Source organism: Vibrio phycocola (genome assembly GCF_054404255.1).
This window is the reverse complement of record NZ_JBTAMQ010000001.1, coordinates 171,988-187,386: the sequence shown is the minus strand read 5'-3', so window position 1 is coordinate 187,386 and position 15,399 is coordinate 171,988. Positions and strand designations below refer to the sequence as shown.

Annotated in this window: 17 protein-coding genes; 1 reads left to right on the top strand and 16 read right to left on the bottom strand. The window is 44.1% G+C overall.

The genetic code is table 11. The features are described from left to right. Positions 1-7: 7 nt before the first annotated feature. The 7 genes from modA to nifU all read right to left on the bottom strand — a co-directional run bounded on the left by modA (position 8) and on the right by nifU (position 5,845). Entirely contained in the window at positions 8-742 is a 735-nt protein-coding gene (modA, locus tag ACXJY6_RS00905; protein WP_458766872.1) for a molybdate ABC transporter substrate-binding protein, read from the bottom strand. An 8-nt stretch (positions 743-750) separates the two neighbouring features. Further along, positions 751-1,584, bottom strand: coding sequence for a peptidylprolyl isomerase (locus ACXJY6_RS00900; RefSeq protein WP_458766870.1), 834 nt, complete (start codon positions 1,582-1,584; stop codon positions 751-753). Positions 1,585-1,660: 76 nt separating this feature from the next. Continuing rightward, on the bottom strand, positions 1,661-2,149 hold the full coding sequence (locus ACXJY6_RS00895; protein ID WP_458766869.1) for a nitrogen fixation protein NifZ: 489 nt from the start codon (positions 2,147-2,149) through the stop codon (positions 1,661-1,663). A 21-nt stretch (positions 2,150-2,170) separates the two neighbouring features. Continuing rightward, on the bottom strand, positions 2,171-2,455 hold the full coding sequence (locus ACXJY6_RS00890; RefSeq protein ID WP_458766867.1) for a nitrogenase-stabilizing/protective protein NifW: 285 nt from the start codon (positions 2,453-2,455) through the stop codon (positions 2,171-2,173). Positions 2,456-2,524: 69 nt separating this feature from the next. Next, complete coding sequence (gene nifV, locus ACXJY6_RS00885; protein ID WP_458766865.1) at positions 2,525-3,685, bottom strand: homocitrate synthase; 1,161 nt, start codon at positions 3,683-3,685, stop codon at positions 2,525-2,527. A gap of 11 nt (positions 3,686-3,696) precedes the next feature. Then, the gene (gene nifS, locus ACXJY6_RS00880; RefSeq protein ID WP_458766863.1) at positions 3,697-4,926 is read right to left on the bottom strand and encodes a cysteine desulfurase NifS; all 1,230 of its coding nucleotides are present in this window, start codon (positions 4,924-4,926) and stop codon (positions 3,697-3,699) included. Then, positions 4,919-5,845, bottom strand: coding sequence for a Fe-S cluster assembly protein NifU (gene nifU / locus ACXJY6_RS00875; protein WP_458766861.1), 927 nt, complete (start codon positions 5,843-5,845; stop codon positions 4,919-4,921). The genes nifS and nifU overlap by 8 nt, the downstream gene beginning before the upstream one ends. A gap of 460 nt (positions 5,846-6,305) precedes the next feature. On the opposite strand from nifU, the gene ACXJY6_RS00870 reads away from it, so the two are divergent. Beyond that, a complete protein-coding gene (locus ACXJY6_RS00870; RefSeq protein ID WP_458766859.1) occupies positions 6,306-7,001 on the top strand; it encodes a glucosaminidase domain-containing protein in 696 nt (231 codons plus the stop codon). Between the two features lie 84 nt (positions 7,002-7,085). Here the strand turns inward: ACXJY6_RS00870 and fdxB are convergent, their stop codons facing one another. From fdxB to nifD, 9 genes are all read right to left on the bottom strand, one after another. Continuing rightward, positions 7,086-7,379 (bottom strand): ferredoxin III, nif-specific, encoded by a 294-nt coding sequence (gene fdxB, locus ACXJY6_RS00865; RefSeq protein WP_456051233.1) that lies wholly within the window; start codon positions 7,377-7,379, stop codon positions 7,086-7,088. 25 nt (positions 7,380-7,404) lie between these two features. Next, positions 7,405-7,893, bottom strand: coding sequence for a NifB/NifX family molybdenum-iron cluster-binding protein (locus ACXJY6_RS00860; protein ID WP_456051232.1), 489 nt, complete (start codon positions 7,891-7,893; stop codon positions 7,405-7,407). A 1-nt stretch (position 7,894) separates the two neighbouring features. Beyond that, positions 7,895-9,262 carry a nitrogenase iron-molybdenum cofactor biosynthesis protein NifN gene (nifN, locus tag ACXJY6_RS00855; protein ID WP_458766857.1) on the bottom strand — a complete coding sequence of 456 codons (1,368 nt, stop codon included), beginning with the start codon at positions 9,260-9,262 and terminating at the stop codon, positions 7,895-7,897. A gap of 10 nt (positions 9,263-9,272) precedes the next feature. Beyond that, entirely contained in the window at positions 9,273-10,697 is a 1,425-nt protein-coding gene (gene nifE, locus ACXJY6_RS00850; protein ID WP_458766856.1) for a nitrogenase iron-molybdenum cofactor biosynthesis protein NifE, read from the bottom strand. Positions 10,698-10,986: 289 nt separating this feature from the next. Further along, entirely contained in the window at positions 10,987-11,289 is a 303-nt protein-coding gene (locus ACXJY6_RS00845; RefSeq protein WP_458766854.1) for a DUF6129 family protein, read from the bottom strand. Beyond that, on the bottom strand, positions 11,282-11,974 hold the full coding sequence (locus ACXJY6_RS00840; protein ID WP_458766852.1) for a NifB/NifX family molybdenum-iron cluster-binding protein: 693 nt from the start codon (positions 11,972-11,974) through the stop codon (positions 11,282-11,284). The genes ACXJY6_RS00845 and ACXJY6_RS00840 overlap by 8 nt, the downstream gene beginning before the upstream one ends. 15 nt (positions 11,975-11,989) lie before the next feature. Beyond that, entirely contained in the window at positions 11,990-12,211 is a 222-nt protein-coding gene (gene nifT, locus ACXJY6_RS00835; protein WP_458766851.1) for a putative nitrogen fixation protein NifT, read from the bottom strand. Positions 12,212-12,275: 64 nt separating this feature from the next. After that, complete coding sequence (nifK, locus tag ACXJY6_RS00830) at positions 12,276-13,841, bottom strand: nitrogenase molybdenum-iron protein subunit beta (protein WP_458766849.1); 1,566 nt, start codon at positions 13,839-13,841, stop codon at positions 12,276-12,278. Between the two features lie 77 nt (positions 13,842-13,918). After that, on the bottom strand, positions 13,919-15,388 hold the full coding sequence (nifD, locus tag ACXJY6_RS00825; RefSeq protein WP_456051225.1) for a nitrogenase molybdenum-iron protein alpha chain: 1,470 nt from the start codon (positions 15,386-15,388) through the stop codon (positions 13,919-13,921). Between the last annotated feature and the right edge of the window lie 11 nt (positions 15,389-15,399).

The window sequence follows — 15,399 nt, the reverse complement described above, 5'->3', positions numbered from 1 at the left end:
TTGAGGTTTATTGATACCCATAACTGGTGATGATGCTTTGGGCTTGTTCGGTCTTTAAATACGCAAGAAACGCTTGAGCTGCAGGGTTATCTTTGCCCATTGTTAACGTGACCGCATCTTGTTTAATTTCCTGATAGTCGTCGCTAGGAACTTCCCAGTACGAACCCGCTTTAAACGCATTGTTAGAGAAAACCTGAGACTTCGCGACTAAGCCAAGTTGGGCGTTTCCAGTGACAATATATTGATACGTCGGATTCAAGCCTTTTCCCAATACCACTTTAGCGCGCATTTTATCATAAAGGGCTAATTTTTCTAACGCTTGTTGCGCCGCTAAACCATAAGGCGCAAGTTTGGGGTTTGCCATAGAAAAGTATTCAAAGTCGAGATCGGTTAACTGCTTTTTGACATCAATTCCAGCCGTTTCAGACCACAACACCAAAGTGCCTTTTGCATAGGTAAATTCATCACTGGCTAACCCTTCTGCAACCAGCTTTTCTGGCCTAGCGGTATCGGCAGAGAAAAAAAGATCGAAGGGTGCGCCATTAATTATTTGAGCATAGAGTTGACCCGTTGCTCCTGTACTGATTTGAATAACGTGATCAGATTGAGCAGAAAAGTCATTGATTAGCGTTTTCATTGGCCCAGAAAAGTTATTAGCGACAGCCACCGTTGCCTCTTCAGCAGACACGACAAACGGAGTACTCCAAAGCGCTATAAGACTCATCAAGGCGAATTTATTCATTGCATTACCTAAGGTTGTTTTATTAATTGAGCGATCCATTGTTTCTGCAAAAAGTGGCGTGCTCTCGCGGCATGTTTTTCCTGCAAAAAAGGCAACGCTTCTTCGAACGTTGCAACACGAGGCTCTTTTTGATCATGAAACAGCACAATATGAAAGCCTATCTCGGTCTCGATAGGCTGGCTAATCTGACCAGGTTGCAGCGTGTAAAGTGCGTTAGTGATTTCTGGAAAGAGCTTGCCTTCTTCACACCAGCCTAAGTTGCCATTTTCTAGCGCACTGGGGCATTCTGAATGCTCTAATGCAAGTTGAGCGAAATTACGCGGCGTCACTTGCTTGGCAATAGAGTGAATCCTTGCCATCGCCGTAGCGCGTGTGTTTTCTGCGTAGTCATCATTAATTGTGATTAGAATCTGGCTCATTTCCCACTTTTTTGCGCGAGAGAACTCTAGGCGATTTTTCTCAAAATACGCCAATGCGTTCGCGGGATCAAGCGACGGGATCTGTTGTGAGACCAATTCCATTACTTTCTCACATTTAAGTTCATCAGCAAGCGCTAATTTTAACCCTTTCTCACTCAGACTTTGCGCTTGTAGTGAAGCAAAAAATTCTTCTTTCGATGGAAAACGCTCAACACTCAGCTGGTAGATACCCTGTAGTTCTTCAGATGATATGTCTATCTCGGCCGCTTCCGGTGCATTGAGAATTTTCTGTTGTAAATCATTAACACGTTCCACCCGCTCTTCCACCTCACCTAGCTGCTGACTGGTTAAATGTTGAGGATTAAGCTCAAACATTTCCGTGGCAACTTTGATGGTTAGATAACTGCGTTTTTGCTCATCCATTAGCAAATCCTTTTAATATTCATTTTCTATGTGACCGCGTAACTAAAAACCAAGATATCGAACCAATATCCATCTCTTAAGCCGACGCGGCCAATTGCGGAGCAACATGTTTATCATTGAAAGGCACGACCAAATATCGAGAGCCTATGCGAAATAGGTTGTCATCGACTGAAACTTCATACTCAAGCGCGCCATCTGCAAGATCACGATGAACCCGGTAAACTTCGACAGTGTCGCCTTTCTTTGCGATAACTTCTTTGTTCATCGACAGGGAAACCGTTAACTGTGCTATATCCATAGAACGAAATAGGCAAGGTATCCACTCCAAATCTGACTTAATCAACTCAGTATCACGAACACCAACCACTTCATTTAGTCGAGGGACATAGACTTGAAAAATGATTTGGTCTTGAAGAAAGTAACCATAAGTGCGAACAATTCCGGCCTCTCCAGCTTCAATCAATAATTCTCCCTTTGGGACATGTTTAAAACTGCCATCATTTCGAATATTGCGAACAACTCTAACCTCTTCACCTGCTTCAAAGCGTATCCCTAATCCATCCATAGTTCTGATTCCTTTGTTCCCTTAGTCATCACACGAAGTACAACCGTCACAACCACCGCTTGCGAACGCTAGCTCTCGCCCTAATTCAAGTAGCTTATAAGCGGAACATAACGCTTTCTTATAGGCGCTGTAGCTTGGTGTGCCATCGTGTCTATCCAATATCTGTTGAAATAACCGCAATAGTGGAATGTGCTTACGCGTCACCAATTCCGCATCAAATTCGACGTCGAAGAAATGAAGGAAATCTTCCGCCGATTCAAGCTCCTCGATATCATCTTCAAATGTTGCTGCCATTACATCACTCATCCTTTTCTCCTTTGGCTAGTCTCTTTTGCCTTTGCAGCCTTAGCACTTATTTTCATTAGCCTATTTTCCTCAGAACTTGGAAACAACAGCACTTGCTAAGCCAATTAAATCATCCATATTGGGTATGCATTTTTGGGTTTCAGACCAGTGCCTCAAAGGATCTTTAAGCTGCTCGCATTGACGTGGAGACAGGGTAATTCCTAGGTCTCGATACACGGTATCGATAGCGTGTACACCAGAGTGTTTTCCTAGTACAAACTGGTGCTCTCGCCCAACGATGCTGGGAGAAAACCCTTGATAATTGTTTATGTCTTTCAGTAAGCCATCGACGTGTATCCCCGATTCATGGGTAAAAACCGAATCTCCAACAATCGCTTTTTGCGGTGAAAAATGTCTCCCTGACGCAAGATAAACGTAATGACATAAATCAGGCAGTTGAGTTAATTCGATGCCACAGGTTGATTGGGTTAACACTGATATTGCCACCGCGACCTCTTCTAACGGTGCATTCCCTGCTCGCTCTCCAAGCCCGTTAATCGTGGTATTGATAGACGTTGCTCCGGCACGAATCGCTGCAAGGGTATTGGCCGTTGCCAAACCAAGGTCGTTGTGCGCGTGCATTTCAATCGCAATATCCGTTTCACTTCGTAATTCTGAAATGTGAGCGTAGGTAGCAAAAGGGTCAAGGATACCGAGTGTGTCGGCATATCGAATACGTTCCGCTCTTGCATGTTGTGCCATCTCGGCAACTCGAACCAAGGTCTCATGATCAGCTCGTGAAGCATCTTCCATTCCCACGCACACTTTTAGCCCTCTATCTCGCGCTTGCTTAATCACTTGATCCGAATGTTGAAGTAAATCTCGAAGAGGGAGGTTAAGTTTGCTACGACGCTGCTGTGCAGAAACGGGGATAGATAGATCAACCCAATCAAGACCAAGGTCAGTGGCGCTATGCACATCAGCTTCGGTCATCCGACACCATGCCATGGTTTTTGCGCTCGATAAGGATTGGCAAATCGCTTTAATCGTTCTCTGCTCAGACGCGCCCATAGCAGGAATGCCCACTTCTAGTTCAGTAACACCGGCCGATTCAAGCATCTGCGCGATGTGCACTTTTTCTTCCATGGTAAAGGCAACACCTGGGCTTTGTTCTCCATCGCGAAGTGTGGTGTCGTTAAACACCACTCCGCTAGCTAATGCCCCAGAAGGCAATGACGAGCTATAGGCCATAGTGCATACTCCTAAGCGTAAGTGGGATCAAATGCCTCTACCGACCCTTGATTGGTTTCGTTATTCCAATAAGGCGACATCTCTCTTAAACGAGCGACGATTCCCGGTAAATGTTCAAGCACATGGTCAACATCTTCGTCGGTATTGAAACGAGAAAAAGAGAAGCGCAAAGTACCGTGAGCCGCAGTAAACGGAATATTCATCGCGCGCATCACATGTGATGGCTCAAGAGAACCCGATGTACATGCCGAGCCAGATGAAGCGGCTATTCCCACATGATTCATCATCAGCAACAGCGCTTCACCTTCCACATATTCGATAGCTATATTCGTGGTATTTGGCACTCGTTTAGCTGGATTACCTGTGACAAAACAACTTGGAATTCGCGCAAGAATGCCTTGCTCTAAACGGTCACGCATCAATTGAATCCGATGAGTATTTTGCTCTACCGCATCTAAGGCCAATTCTGCTGCTTTACCCAATGCAATGATCGAAGCGGCATTTTCAGTTCCAGCTCGACGGCCACGTTCTTGATGACCACCACGCAATAGTGGACGAAAACGTGTGCCACGATGCAGATACAAAGCGCCAATTCCCTTGGGAGCATGAAATTTGTGCCCAGAAATTGAGAGCATATCTATCTCTGTTTCATCAACATTGATCATACGCTTACCCACCATTTGCACCGCATCAATATGGACTTGTGCTCCCACTGCTTTAGCCATGGTGGTGATTGCTTCAACTGGGAATATCGTGCCGGTTTCGTTGTTTGCCCACATAACCGACACTATCGCGACATTCTCATTTAGCGCTTTCGCGTACGCTTCTAGATTGAAATTACCTTTGTTATCCACATCGATAATATGAATCGTATAGCCTTTGCGTTTAAGGTGCTGACACAACTCTAATGTGGCGGGATGCTCAACCGCGCTGGTAATGATCTCTTTTTTATCAGGATGCGCTTCTACCGCCGACAAAATTGCTGTAGAAGTTGCTTCTGTTGCGCATGAGGTAAATATCACCTCTGTCGCGTACTTAGCGCCAATCAGCTTTTGCACTTGTTCGCGTGCAATTTCCACAGCCTGACCGACTCGTGCCCCTAATTTATGAATTGAGGACGGATTGCCATAATATTGGTCAAGATACGGAATCATGATTTCTAGAACACGAGGATCGATACGGGTTGTCGCGTTGTTGTCGAGATAGACAAATTTATCATTTGAATTGATATGTTTAAGCATTGTAAGCCTCCTCTTTTTGCGGTACTACTGAGGTATCTTGTACGGGGAAGACGGTGATCGACTCTCCCAATGCTTTGGATATTTTGTATTCAACATTCGCCAATGTAAGCCCTGATAAGCCGCACCCGGTACAGTTACCCGTTAGCGAAACAAACACCATGTCATCTTCAACATCAACTAACTTAATATCGCCGCCGTCTGCGACAATGCCTGGCCTCGCTTCAGAAATAACGGTTTCTATCAGTTCGATCTTATCTTTTAACTCGGCCGATTTTTCTTCGGAAACAAGCTCAATAGTGTTAACAACAGGCTCTGGATTGACGGCCTGACTATGGCAAGCATCAATCGCCATCTCTTTCAGCGTATCTTCGAGGACATATTCGATTTTTTCATGGCAAGCTGAACAGGCACCACCCGCTTTGGTGTAATTGATCACCTCATCTAAACTTGTAAGCTTATTCGCTTTAACCGTTCGCTTAATCATCAGATCATCGATAGCAAAGCACTTACAAATCAATTCTCCCTCTTCGTGATCGTCTTCAATCACTTCGCCACGAAAATCTGCAATTGCCGCATGTAATGCTTCCATTCCCATAACAGAGCAGTGCATCTTTTCTGGGGGTAATCCATCCAAAAATGCGGCAATATCTTGGTTAGTAACCGCAAGAGCTTGATCAACCGTTTTTCCGATAATCATCTCAGTCAAAGCGGACGAAGAGGCGATTGCACTACCGCAACCAAAGGTTTGAAATCCAGCATCTTTTATCACTTCCGTCACTGGATCAATGTCCAAAGTAAGGCTTAGTGCATCACCACAACTAATCGAACCTACATCGCCTCTCGCGGATGCGTCTGCTAACAGCTTTGCATTCTTTGGATTAAAGAAATGCTCTTTTACTTTTTCAGAATAATCCCACATAAGTTCTCCTTACTTATCGCGCCAACACGTCCATTGCTAACCATGGGTCAAAACGATAAACCCAGTTTATTTGAGCTTTTAACAAAATGGCTGCAATTGTCGCACCACAACAAAAATGTGATGTAAGTCACTGATATTATTCCATTAGAAATTTTACGGGATACCATTCCAAACAAGAAAACAGACAATTAATTCAGTTCTGTGTCACCTTTGTTATAAAGCGAACAAAAATTGTTGGTTGTAGTGAGGACAACATGTTGTACAAGATCTGACAAATTAAATAACGTGCTATATGGTCAGTTCGCTAATTTAATCTTGATTCATTATTTTTCCGTAATAACTCGAAGGTGAATATTTTGAAGTACATTGGTATTGTTAATGCTTGACCTGTCTGACTGTACTGGTAATGATGTATTAACATTATCATTAATTATTTTTACAGCATCAGAAGGAAAGAAACTTGCCGCTTACTAAGCAAACGAAAATAATCGTTGTCATTGCATTGATATTAGTTACCGCTTCGGTGATTACTTTATTTACTGTCAAGAAACCCCCACAAGAAACTGAATTACCCACAATGACTGTCGCAGAGAAAAAAGCACGATTTAACGAGCTGCTTGTTCCGGCAGTGGATCATGTCTACGCCGATTTAATGCAACAATATCTAGAGATCAAACAAAAAATAGACGCTGAGGAAGGCAGCAAAAAGATAGAAAAATTAAAATCTCAATACAAGGTGACGACCAACAATGAGTTACTAATGGCATTAAAACCGCACCCCAAAAGTATCGCATTAGCGCAAGCTGCCATGGAAAGTTCGTGGGCAACTTCTCGTTTTTCACGCGAAGCCAACAACTTTTTTGGAGTATGGTCTTTTGATCAGGATGAGCCTCGTATTGCAGCATTACAAAAACGTGGTGATAAAACGATTTGGGTAAAAAAATACAGCTCTGTTAAACAATCGGTCTATGACTATTATCGAGTTTTAGCCCAAGGTAATGCCTTTACTGAATTTCGACAAACCAAGATGACGACCGACGATCCATTTGTACTGGTGACCAAATTAGACCGTTACTCAGAAAAAGGGAGCTTATATGGGGAAGAGTTGGCGGTAATAATCAAGGCTAATAAGTTTGATGATCATGATAACAACTAAAATACACTGCTCTTGCTGGATTAAATTGCTAGATAAAGGTGGCCGAATTATAGCCACCTTTGTTTGCTTTAAATTTCCTCTGCTTTATGCTGCCGCAGGTGAAAATGTCTGACAATCTTTTGGACACACTTTGGCACAAGCCATACAACCAATACAGTCGTCTTCATTTTCGATGGTCATCACCATCATCATTTCGTCTTCATCGTAGTAATCGTCGTCTTCATCTTCATCACCTGCTTTCTCGATCAAATTGAAAACGTTACGTGAGCAGACTTTGTAGCAGCGCCCACAACCAATACAGTTATCTTGATCCACTTCTGAAATAAATTGCGGTTCCCAATCTGCACCACCTTTGGTTTTACCCGTTATGTTTGCCATACTATTGCTTCCTTTCTATTTTAATTTACCAATCTTCATCCATTAAATCAGACAAGCGCTGAGCCTTGTCGACAGCCTTTTGTCGTTCATCAACTGTCGTTTTTATTGCACGAGATAACCATCCAGTTGGCCCTTCTATAAGCTCAAGTTGTAAATCACGCATTAAGTCGTGAATATTGCTTCCTTCAGTCACTTTTACCGGGTGAATACCTTTATCAAGCAATTGGCGAATTGCTGACGGTCCACAGGCATTGCAATACACCGCAGAGCAAGCAGATAAATCTCCAATTCGAATCGGCAGTTTATCGTGCGTTTGAGAGTTGGAGTTGCTGTATTCGATGGCTTCTAACAGATGCCATTCGGTCTCATTTAAGCCATAAATCAATACGCATTTCGCGCTACCAAAATGTTGGTCTACACGGTGGCGATCTAAGGTCGTAAAACCCACTTTTATACGGAACAGACTGTCATCTGGAGTGGGTTCCACATGCAATTTGCGCTCGCTCTTAAACATATTATGCGCTCTCCTTCTTCGTAACTTGATCAGAAGAGAAACGGTAAGCACTCACATGAGGCGTCACTTCTTCTTTGTGATTTCTCAGCAGTTGGTTGGCTAAAGCAAATATTCGTTCGCGCGTTCCTTCATAACCAAATTGACGCACATCCATATTGCCGTATTGGTCATGGCATGGGTAACCCGCTCTGACAACAGGCACTTTAAACTCACATATTTGAGCGGCGTGAGTATTACTGATCACCGCCGACACCGATTCTCCTTTGGGTAGCAACATAGAGAGGTCACCGATAATAATGTCTTGAGCGTCTATTTCTGCCAATTTCGCGGTGTCGAGCGTGGTCACAATTCGCCCTATCCTTGTTCCCATATCGGTTAAAATCTGAGCATAACCACAAGCAAGGTCGGGTTCTAAGCCAAGGTTAACCTTTGCATTCGTCAGCAGAAAATGAGTATCCACCATCGCATCTTGCAAGCGTTTACGAGCTCGTGTGATCCATTCTGGCACCGCAACACCACTTAGGTCGGATAAACACACAATCAGGTCATCAACCACTTCGATCCCCATCCCCATGTTGGAATAGACAAGTGGGATATTGAAGCACTTCTCGAGCCATTTCCCCGTTGGTAGCATCGACTCCCCCACGACAAGGGTTAATGCACTGTCGGACATCATTTCCACTTCTTCCACAGTGGTTCCGCCCATACTGACTGGTGTGAAATCGAGATCGCCCATATGCCCATCGAGAGACTGAGAAATATCAGGCACAATGACCGAATCCAAATCGAACGCATCGAGATAGCGCTTCATAGTTTCGATATCGGCCCCCGTCATACCGACCGAACACAATACATTGACCTGTTTACGCTGCCTTTTGATTCCTGAAGGTGGGCGAACGAGCTGACGAACAATTCGATCGACAGCATGCGCAAATCCGGTTTGCATCGTGCCGGTAAAGTCAGGGGTATTCATACTGACAATGCGAGTTGCGTGATACTGAGGATTGGCAGTCTTGAATTCTAAAATGACGCGAGAAACGTCTGTGCCTTGCAGCTCCGTCAAACCTGTCGTCATTACTGCAATAAGATCCGGTGAATGCTTATCACACAATAGGGCCAGTGCTTTTTCGAGATTTTCATCTCCGCCCATTACCGCAGCAACTTGGTCAATGGCGGTATTTTGTAGTGGTATCGCCTCTCTAAAATGAGAGATAAGATAAACCTTAGCAAACGCGCTGCATCCCTGAGCACCGTGCATCAATGGTATAGAATGGCGAAATCCTAGACTTGCGACTGTCGCACCGGTAGCTGGGCTGGTTTTTAATGGTTGCGTGGATAAAGGTGAATTAATTCGAGTAATTTTAGTCATGATAAACGCCCTATCCTTTGATTGATGAAGTCACTACGTCTAACGCCGCGGTCTCAATCGTTCTATCCCACGGAGCAGTGCTGCTTGCTTTATTCCATACCGGACTGGTCATGGTTCGCGTCAACTCTTTTGCTAAGGTGATCATTCCTTCATATCCAGCGTAGGCCATTTCTCGTTCTTGATTGATGTGAAGGAAAGGAAGTGGCGCCTTGAGCGCGGTGTACATATTACGTCCGCCCGCCACCAACACATCGGCATCATATTTGTTGTAGATATCGAGTAAATTTCTCGCGCCGCCTTCATCGAGCATCAATGCATCTTCCCCCATGATATCGATAATTCGGTTTTTATCCGCTTGAGTTGATTTTGTGGTTCCTGTCGCCACGGTTTCAATCCCCAATTCCGATAACGCACTGATCACAGACCAGGATTTCACACCGCCGGTATACAAGAGTGCTTTTTTACCTTTTAATATGTCGGCATAAGGTTTCAGAGCGTCACGCACTCGTTGTTCCTCACGAGCAATCACTTCTTCAGTGTGAGCAATCAGCTTTTCATCACCGATCAATTTGGCGAACTGTCGCAATGCAAATGAAGTATCTTCGATGCCATAAAAACTGCCTTCAAACCATGGAACGTTCCAACTTTCTTCAAGTTTTCTGGCAACGTTAATTTGCGCTCGAGAACACACCACCATCGCAGCTTGTGCTCGGTGCATGGTTTGAATCTGATGAAATTGCGTATCACCAGACATACAACACAACACCCGCATGCCTAGCTCTTCAAACAATGGGGAGACATACCAGAATTCACCGGCAATGTTGTATTCGCCGATCAATACAATATCGTGAACTTGTTGAGTGGGATCGTGTTTCATCATTGGCTTTGGCGGCGGCTCTGCAGTACCAATCACCTTGTTGACCATCACTTCGCCTGCGATTCGATTACCGAGATTCTTATTGCCATAAAACCCGGCAGCATCCACATGAACGACCGGAATCCCATAACGCTCTTGGGCCATTTCACAAATTGCGTCAACGTCATTTCCCTCAAGTGCAGGAACACAGGTCATATAAACAAAAACAGCCGGAGGTTGATGTTCTAAAATCAGTTGCTTGATAGCGTGTAGCAAACGTTTTTCTGCACGCCCCATAATCACATCTTGCTCGTTGAGATCGGTAGTAAAGCCCAACCGAAACAGATTCGTTCCTGTCGCTTTGGTTCCTCGATTGTTCCAACTATTTCCCGCACACCCAATCGGTCCATGAACAATGTGACCAACATCTGCAATCGGTAAAAGACTTATTTGTGCACCATCGAAAGGACACCCTCCCGCGGTAGCTCCTGGAGTTGGCCTTGCACAACCAGTTTTAGGTCCAGAGTTATGTTCACAAGCGGGTTCATCTTGTAATAATTTTATTTCTGACTGCTTCATAACGCCTCCATGCCTTCGCAATTGTTATTCAAAACGAATAATCTTCTAGGTATATTGCAATTAGAACGCCAAACTTAACCTATTGTTTTAATTTAATTAAATTCAATCTGTTCGTTTTTGTTAGGTCAAATTGTCATAAAAGTGACAATCGGGGAACAACACACAAATCACCATTGTGGCAATGATTAAAAATCGATTAGAAAGCGAGGGAGCAAAGTGCCACGATTGGCCAGTTATTCACCACAAGTGGGGAATACTGGCTTATCGTGTCGGGGAAAGGGGTAACATATCATTCATCATGAAGGGCAATCACGACTCCTGTACAACTCTCTAGTCTTTCGGTCAGACCGCTGCATCCATTGGTACTATGAGCGACAAGGTGAATGTCATACCCATTGCATTCGATATACGCATCACGCGACCCCATTTCAGAGTCATAACAAAACGTAAACCGCAAATTTGGGTAATCATTTCTTAAATTCGCGATTGTGATGTCGTCAATCGAACTTACCATATCAAGTGATGAAGTAATCTCTTTTAGCGTTGAATGGGTGACCAGTTCAATGGCAAGTGGTGCTTCAATATCACTCATAACATTCCTCCAATGCCAACTCAGTCTGCATCGGATTTACCCCTAAAAAACGTCGAATCCAAGGCGGTGGGCTCGTTGCGATTACGTTAGATAACTCACTTAAGACTAGGTCCGCTGAAGTGGCTGCAGGTTTTTTAATTGGGTGAATATTAGCACGAGTTACCCGAGCGGCTGCAGGCCCACCAATCGACAAGGTAAATAACATCTGACAATCTCGGATTTTATCCAACATTGCAATCGCACGCTCTTCGCCTTTCGAATCAGAAGGCATATCACGCACATCCACCAACTGATACTGCGTGGCAGAAACATCGTAGATAAGTACCCGAATACATGAGCCATAGTGACCATTTAACATATTGCCTTGATTCGATGTCATCGCGACTCGGAGGCTTGGTGTGTCCATAAAATTGAATGCTGGCACTTTAGGAACATCATCACCAATTTCCGGATTACATAAAATCGACAAGGCATTAGAGACTTCTTTTCGGCTGATCGTCTCACAAAGAGATGCAACCATGACGCGAAAAGCCTTAGGTGATAAGTCGACGAGCTTTATTTCTGTTAATGGCTCACCCAAGTGTTGAATCAGTAGCCCAAGCAAAGAGCGTAGATCAACGCTGGGTAACTGCTTTGATGCCAACGCAACACGTAACGCTGCAGCATCTGAAATCGTTTGTTTCATCTCCACTCCTCCCTGTTAAGCGGCTTGTAATCGTTTAGCTCTGACGGTAATTGGTAGCTTTGGTTTGGTTGTCATTGGCTCAATATAGTAAATTGCGCCATTCGCTATACGCACTTCGCCACCCCATTTATCGTCACTGTCGAATTCAAAAAAAGTGATCTTCTCTTCAAGATCTTTTTTAGGTAGATAAAGAACAAAATCTCCCGCTTCGTTGAGCTGAATCATTATATTCGCCATAACATTTCCTTTTGCTTGAGGCTGTCAAAAGCCGACGGAAGACCGTAACCGTCGGCTAATTGGATTAGCGTACTAAGTCAAAACCAAAGTCGGTTTCACCAAGGACACTACTTTCACGATCCAGTTTCGCTAATACTTCATTAACCAATGTGGTTAAAATGTACATCGCACCTTCATAACCTAGCGTCGATTGACGATGTAGGTGGTGACGGTCGAAGATCGGGAAACCAATACGCACTAGCGGCACTTCAAACTCAGCACCTTTGGCTTTAGTATCGCGCTCAAGGAATTTACCGTAAGAGTTACCAATCAGAAGATCTGGCTTATCGGTAAACAATAGTGAGCGTAAGTGCCATAAGTCTTGCTTGAAGAATACTTCTGCATTTTCACCATATGGCGTTTCGGCCAATTGAGCTTCGATTTGTTTTTTCCAACGTTTCGAGCCATTAGTACACAATACGTGTTTGATTTCACAACCAAGTTCAGTCAGGAATTTACACATCCCTAGTAGGTAATCTGGATCACCGTAAAGAGAAATAGTCACTCCGTGAAGCCAAGTATGAGAGTCGGTCATCATATCGACTAAACGGCCACGTTCTTTGGTTAATGACGCCGAGATAGGCTTACCTGTGACTTCTGATACTTTCATTAAGAAATCATCCGTCCACTCCAATCCCATTGGGATCGTTGTGCTAGGCACTTCTTGTTTCCAAACACCTTCAATGTACTTCTTGGTCTTTACAAGTTGATTTGGCTGAATAAAGAAGGTTGTTTTCGCGTTCGGCGCGTCTTTCATTTCTTCAATCGTGGTGCCACCAGCATACATGCGGTATTCACCGTCAGCAGGAGTATCCAGTACTTCTGAAGGATCGCATAGCAACGAATAATCGACATCCATTTCGTCCATCATGCGACGAATAACGCGATAGTTACCCAGATAGGTTTCAAAACCAGGAACAAGGTTTATTTTGCCATTACTGCCAATCTCTTTGCCTTCCATATCGGTAAAGTACTTCGCCATTCCTTCAAACATGCCATCCCAACCAGTGACATGACTCCCGACAAATGAAGGTGTGTGAGCGAAAGGTGTTGGCAAACTGTCAGGGATATGTCCCTGTTGTTTGGCATTATTAATAAACGCATTCAAATCATCGCCGATAACTTCCGCCATACAAGTGGTCGAAACCGCCATTATCTCTGGATTGTAGAGTGCATAAGCGTTCTCAAGACCTTCGAACATGTTTTTCTGTCCGCCAAATACCGCGGAATCTTCTGTCATTGAATCAGAGACACACGCAATTGGCTCTTTAAAATGACGGTTAAAATAAGAACGGAAGTAAGCTACACAACCTTGAGATCCGTGGACATACGGCAAAGTTTTCTCAAAGCCGAGAGCACATAATACTGCTCCCAATGGTTGACATGCTTTCGCAGGGTCTATCGTGATGTGCTTACGTGCAAAGTTAATCTCTTTGTATTCGTTCGTTGTTGTCCATTCAAAAGTTTCACGAACCTTTTCAGCATCAACGCTGTCTTCAAAAGATGCGCGCTTGTTCGCCATCATCTCTTGGTATTCTGGTTGCTGAAACAGCGTATAACCAGTTTTGATATCTTCAACTTTCTGAGTCATAAGTATTCTCCTACCGTGTCACTAATCTGTGAACTCCGGCTCGGGTTACATTAATTGGAAGTCCTTTCCAACTTACACTAAGCCGTTTTCGCCAGCTCTTCTTCAGATTCTTCTACCAACCATGGCGCTTTCACTTTGCTCCAGCATGGGTTGTTAATAGTCAAGTCCATGTCACGAGCAAAGATAGCGAAACCATCGACACCGTGGTATGGGCCTGAATAATCCCAGCTATGCATTTGACGGAATGGGAAGCCCATTTTCTGAAATACGTATTTTTCTTTAACACCAGAACCCACTAGGTCAGGTTTTAGAGCTTTCACAAATTCTTCAAGCTCATACGCACTCGCATCATCAAATAACAAGGTTGAATCTTTCACGTCAGGTTTGGTCTTTACGTAATCATCGTTGTGAGCAAATTCATAACCGGCACCTGTGATTTCCATGCCGAGATCTTCATAAGCACCAATAATGTGACGAGGACGTAAACCACCGACATACAGCATCACCGACTTGCCTTCGAGACGTGGACGATACTTATCGATAACGGCTTGCCACTGCTCACGATAACGGGCAATCACTTCTTCAGTCTGAGCTTGGATTTTCTCATCAAAGAAGGCCGCAATCTTACGCATTGACTCTTCGATTTTGGTTGGCCCAAAGAGGTTATACTCAATCCATGGAATCCCATTTTTTTCTTCCATGTAACGAACGATATAATTCATCGAGCGGTAACAGTGAACCAAGTTCAGCGCCACTTTTGGGGTGTTTTTCATTTCAGGTAACGTACCGTCGCCAGACCATTGAGCCACTACGCGCAGCCCCATATCTTCTAAAATGATACGAGAGGACCAGGCATCACCACCGATGTTGTAGTCACCAATAATGGCAACATCGTATGGCGTTGACTCAATTTTATCTTCTTCCGCTGACGCATCGAGCACATAGTCACGAATAGTGTCGTTCGCAATATGGTGTCCCAATGATTGAGATACACCACGGAAACCTTCACATCGTACAGGCACGATGGTTTTATCTATTTCCGCACCTTTTACTTTTGCGACCGCTTCGATATCGTCTCCAATCAAACCAACAGGACACTCAGATTGAACTGAGATGCCTTTTGATAATGGGAATAAGGCTTCTAACTCATCAATCGCAGCTGAAAGCTTTTTATCGCCGCCAAAAACGATGTCACGCTCTTGGAAATCAGTCGTAATATTGAAGGTTGCAAATGAATCAACACCTGTAGTACCTGAGTAGTAGTTACGACGCCCTGCACGAGAATATTGACCACATCCAACTGGACCGTGTGAAATATGAATCATATCTTTCACTGGCCCCCACACTACCCCTTTAGAACCCGCGTAAGCACAACCACGAACAGTCATAACTCCCGGAACCGTTTTGCGATTTGATGTAATACATGTGCCTTCCGCGGCCGTATCATTAACGGCGAGGTGTTTTTTTCGATCTTCACGCGCGGTTTCTGGATAGACTTCCAACACCTCGTCGATCAAAGCTTGAGCTTGTTCTTTATTCATAGACATAAGTTGACCCT

Coding starts and splice junctions, on each gene's coding strand:
- nifK (WP_458766849.1), bottom strand. CDS start 13,841: ATGACTCAGAAAGTTGAAGATATCAAAACTGGTTATACGCTGTTTCAG.
- nifT (WP_458766851.1), bottom strand. CDS start 12,211: ATGGCGAATATAATGATTCAGCTCAACGAAGCGGGAGATTTTGTTCTT.
- nifD (WP_456051225.1), bottom strand. CDS start 15,388: ATGTCTATGAATAAAGAACAAGCTCAAGCTTTGATCGACGAGGTGTTG.
- nifN (WP_458766857.1), bottom strand. CDS start 9,262: ATGACTAAAATTACTCGAATTAATTCACCTTTATCCACGCAACCATTA.
- ACXJY6_RS00900 (WP_458766870.1), bottom strand. CDS start 1,584: ATGGATGAGCAAAAACGCAGTTATCTAACCATCAAAGTTGCCACGGAA.
- nifS (WP_458766863.1), bottom strand. CDS start 4,926: ATGCTTAAACATATCAATTCAAATGATAAATTTGTCTATCTCGACAAC.
- nifU (WP_458766861.1), bottom strand. CDS start 5,845: ATGTGGGATTATTCTGAAAAAGTAAAAGAGCATTTCTTTAATCCAAAG.
- ACXJY6_RS00840 (WP_458766852.1), bottom strand. CDS start 11,974: ATGAAACAAACGATTTCAGATGCTGCAGCGTTACGTGTTGCGTTGGCA.
- nifE (WP_458766856.1), bottom strand. CDS start 10,697: ATGAAGCAGTCAGAAATAAAATTATTACAAGATGAACCCGCTTGTGAA.
- ACXJY6_RS00845 (WP_458766854.1), bottom strand. CDS start 11,289: ATGAGTGATATTGAAGCACCACTTGCCATTGAACTGGTCACCCATTCA.
- ACXJY6_RS00890 (WP_458766867.1), bottom strand. CDS start 2,455: ATGAGTGATGTAATGGCAGCAACATTTGAAGATGATATCGAGGAGCTT.
- ACXJY6_RS00860 (WP_456051232.1), bottom strand. CDS start 7,893: ATGTTTAAGAGCGAGCGCAAATTGCATGTGGAACCCACTCCAGATGAC.
- fdxB (WP_456051233.1), bottom strand. CDS start 7,379: ATGGCAAACATAACGGGTAAAACCAAAGGTGGTGCAGATTGGGAACCG.
- ACXJY6_RS00895 (WP_458766869.1), bottom strand. CDS start 2,149: ATGGATGGATTAGGGATACGCTTTGAAGCAGGTGAAGAGGTTAGAGTT.
- modA (WP_458766872.1), bottom strand. CDS start 742: ATGAATAAATTCGCCTTGATGAGTCTTATAGCGCTTTGGAGTACTCCG.
- nifV (WP_458766865.1), bottom strand. CDS start 3,685: ATGGCCTATAGCTCGTCATTGCCTTCTGGGGCATTAGCTAGCGGAGTG.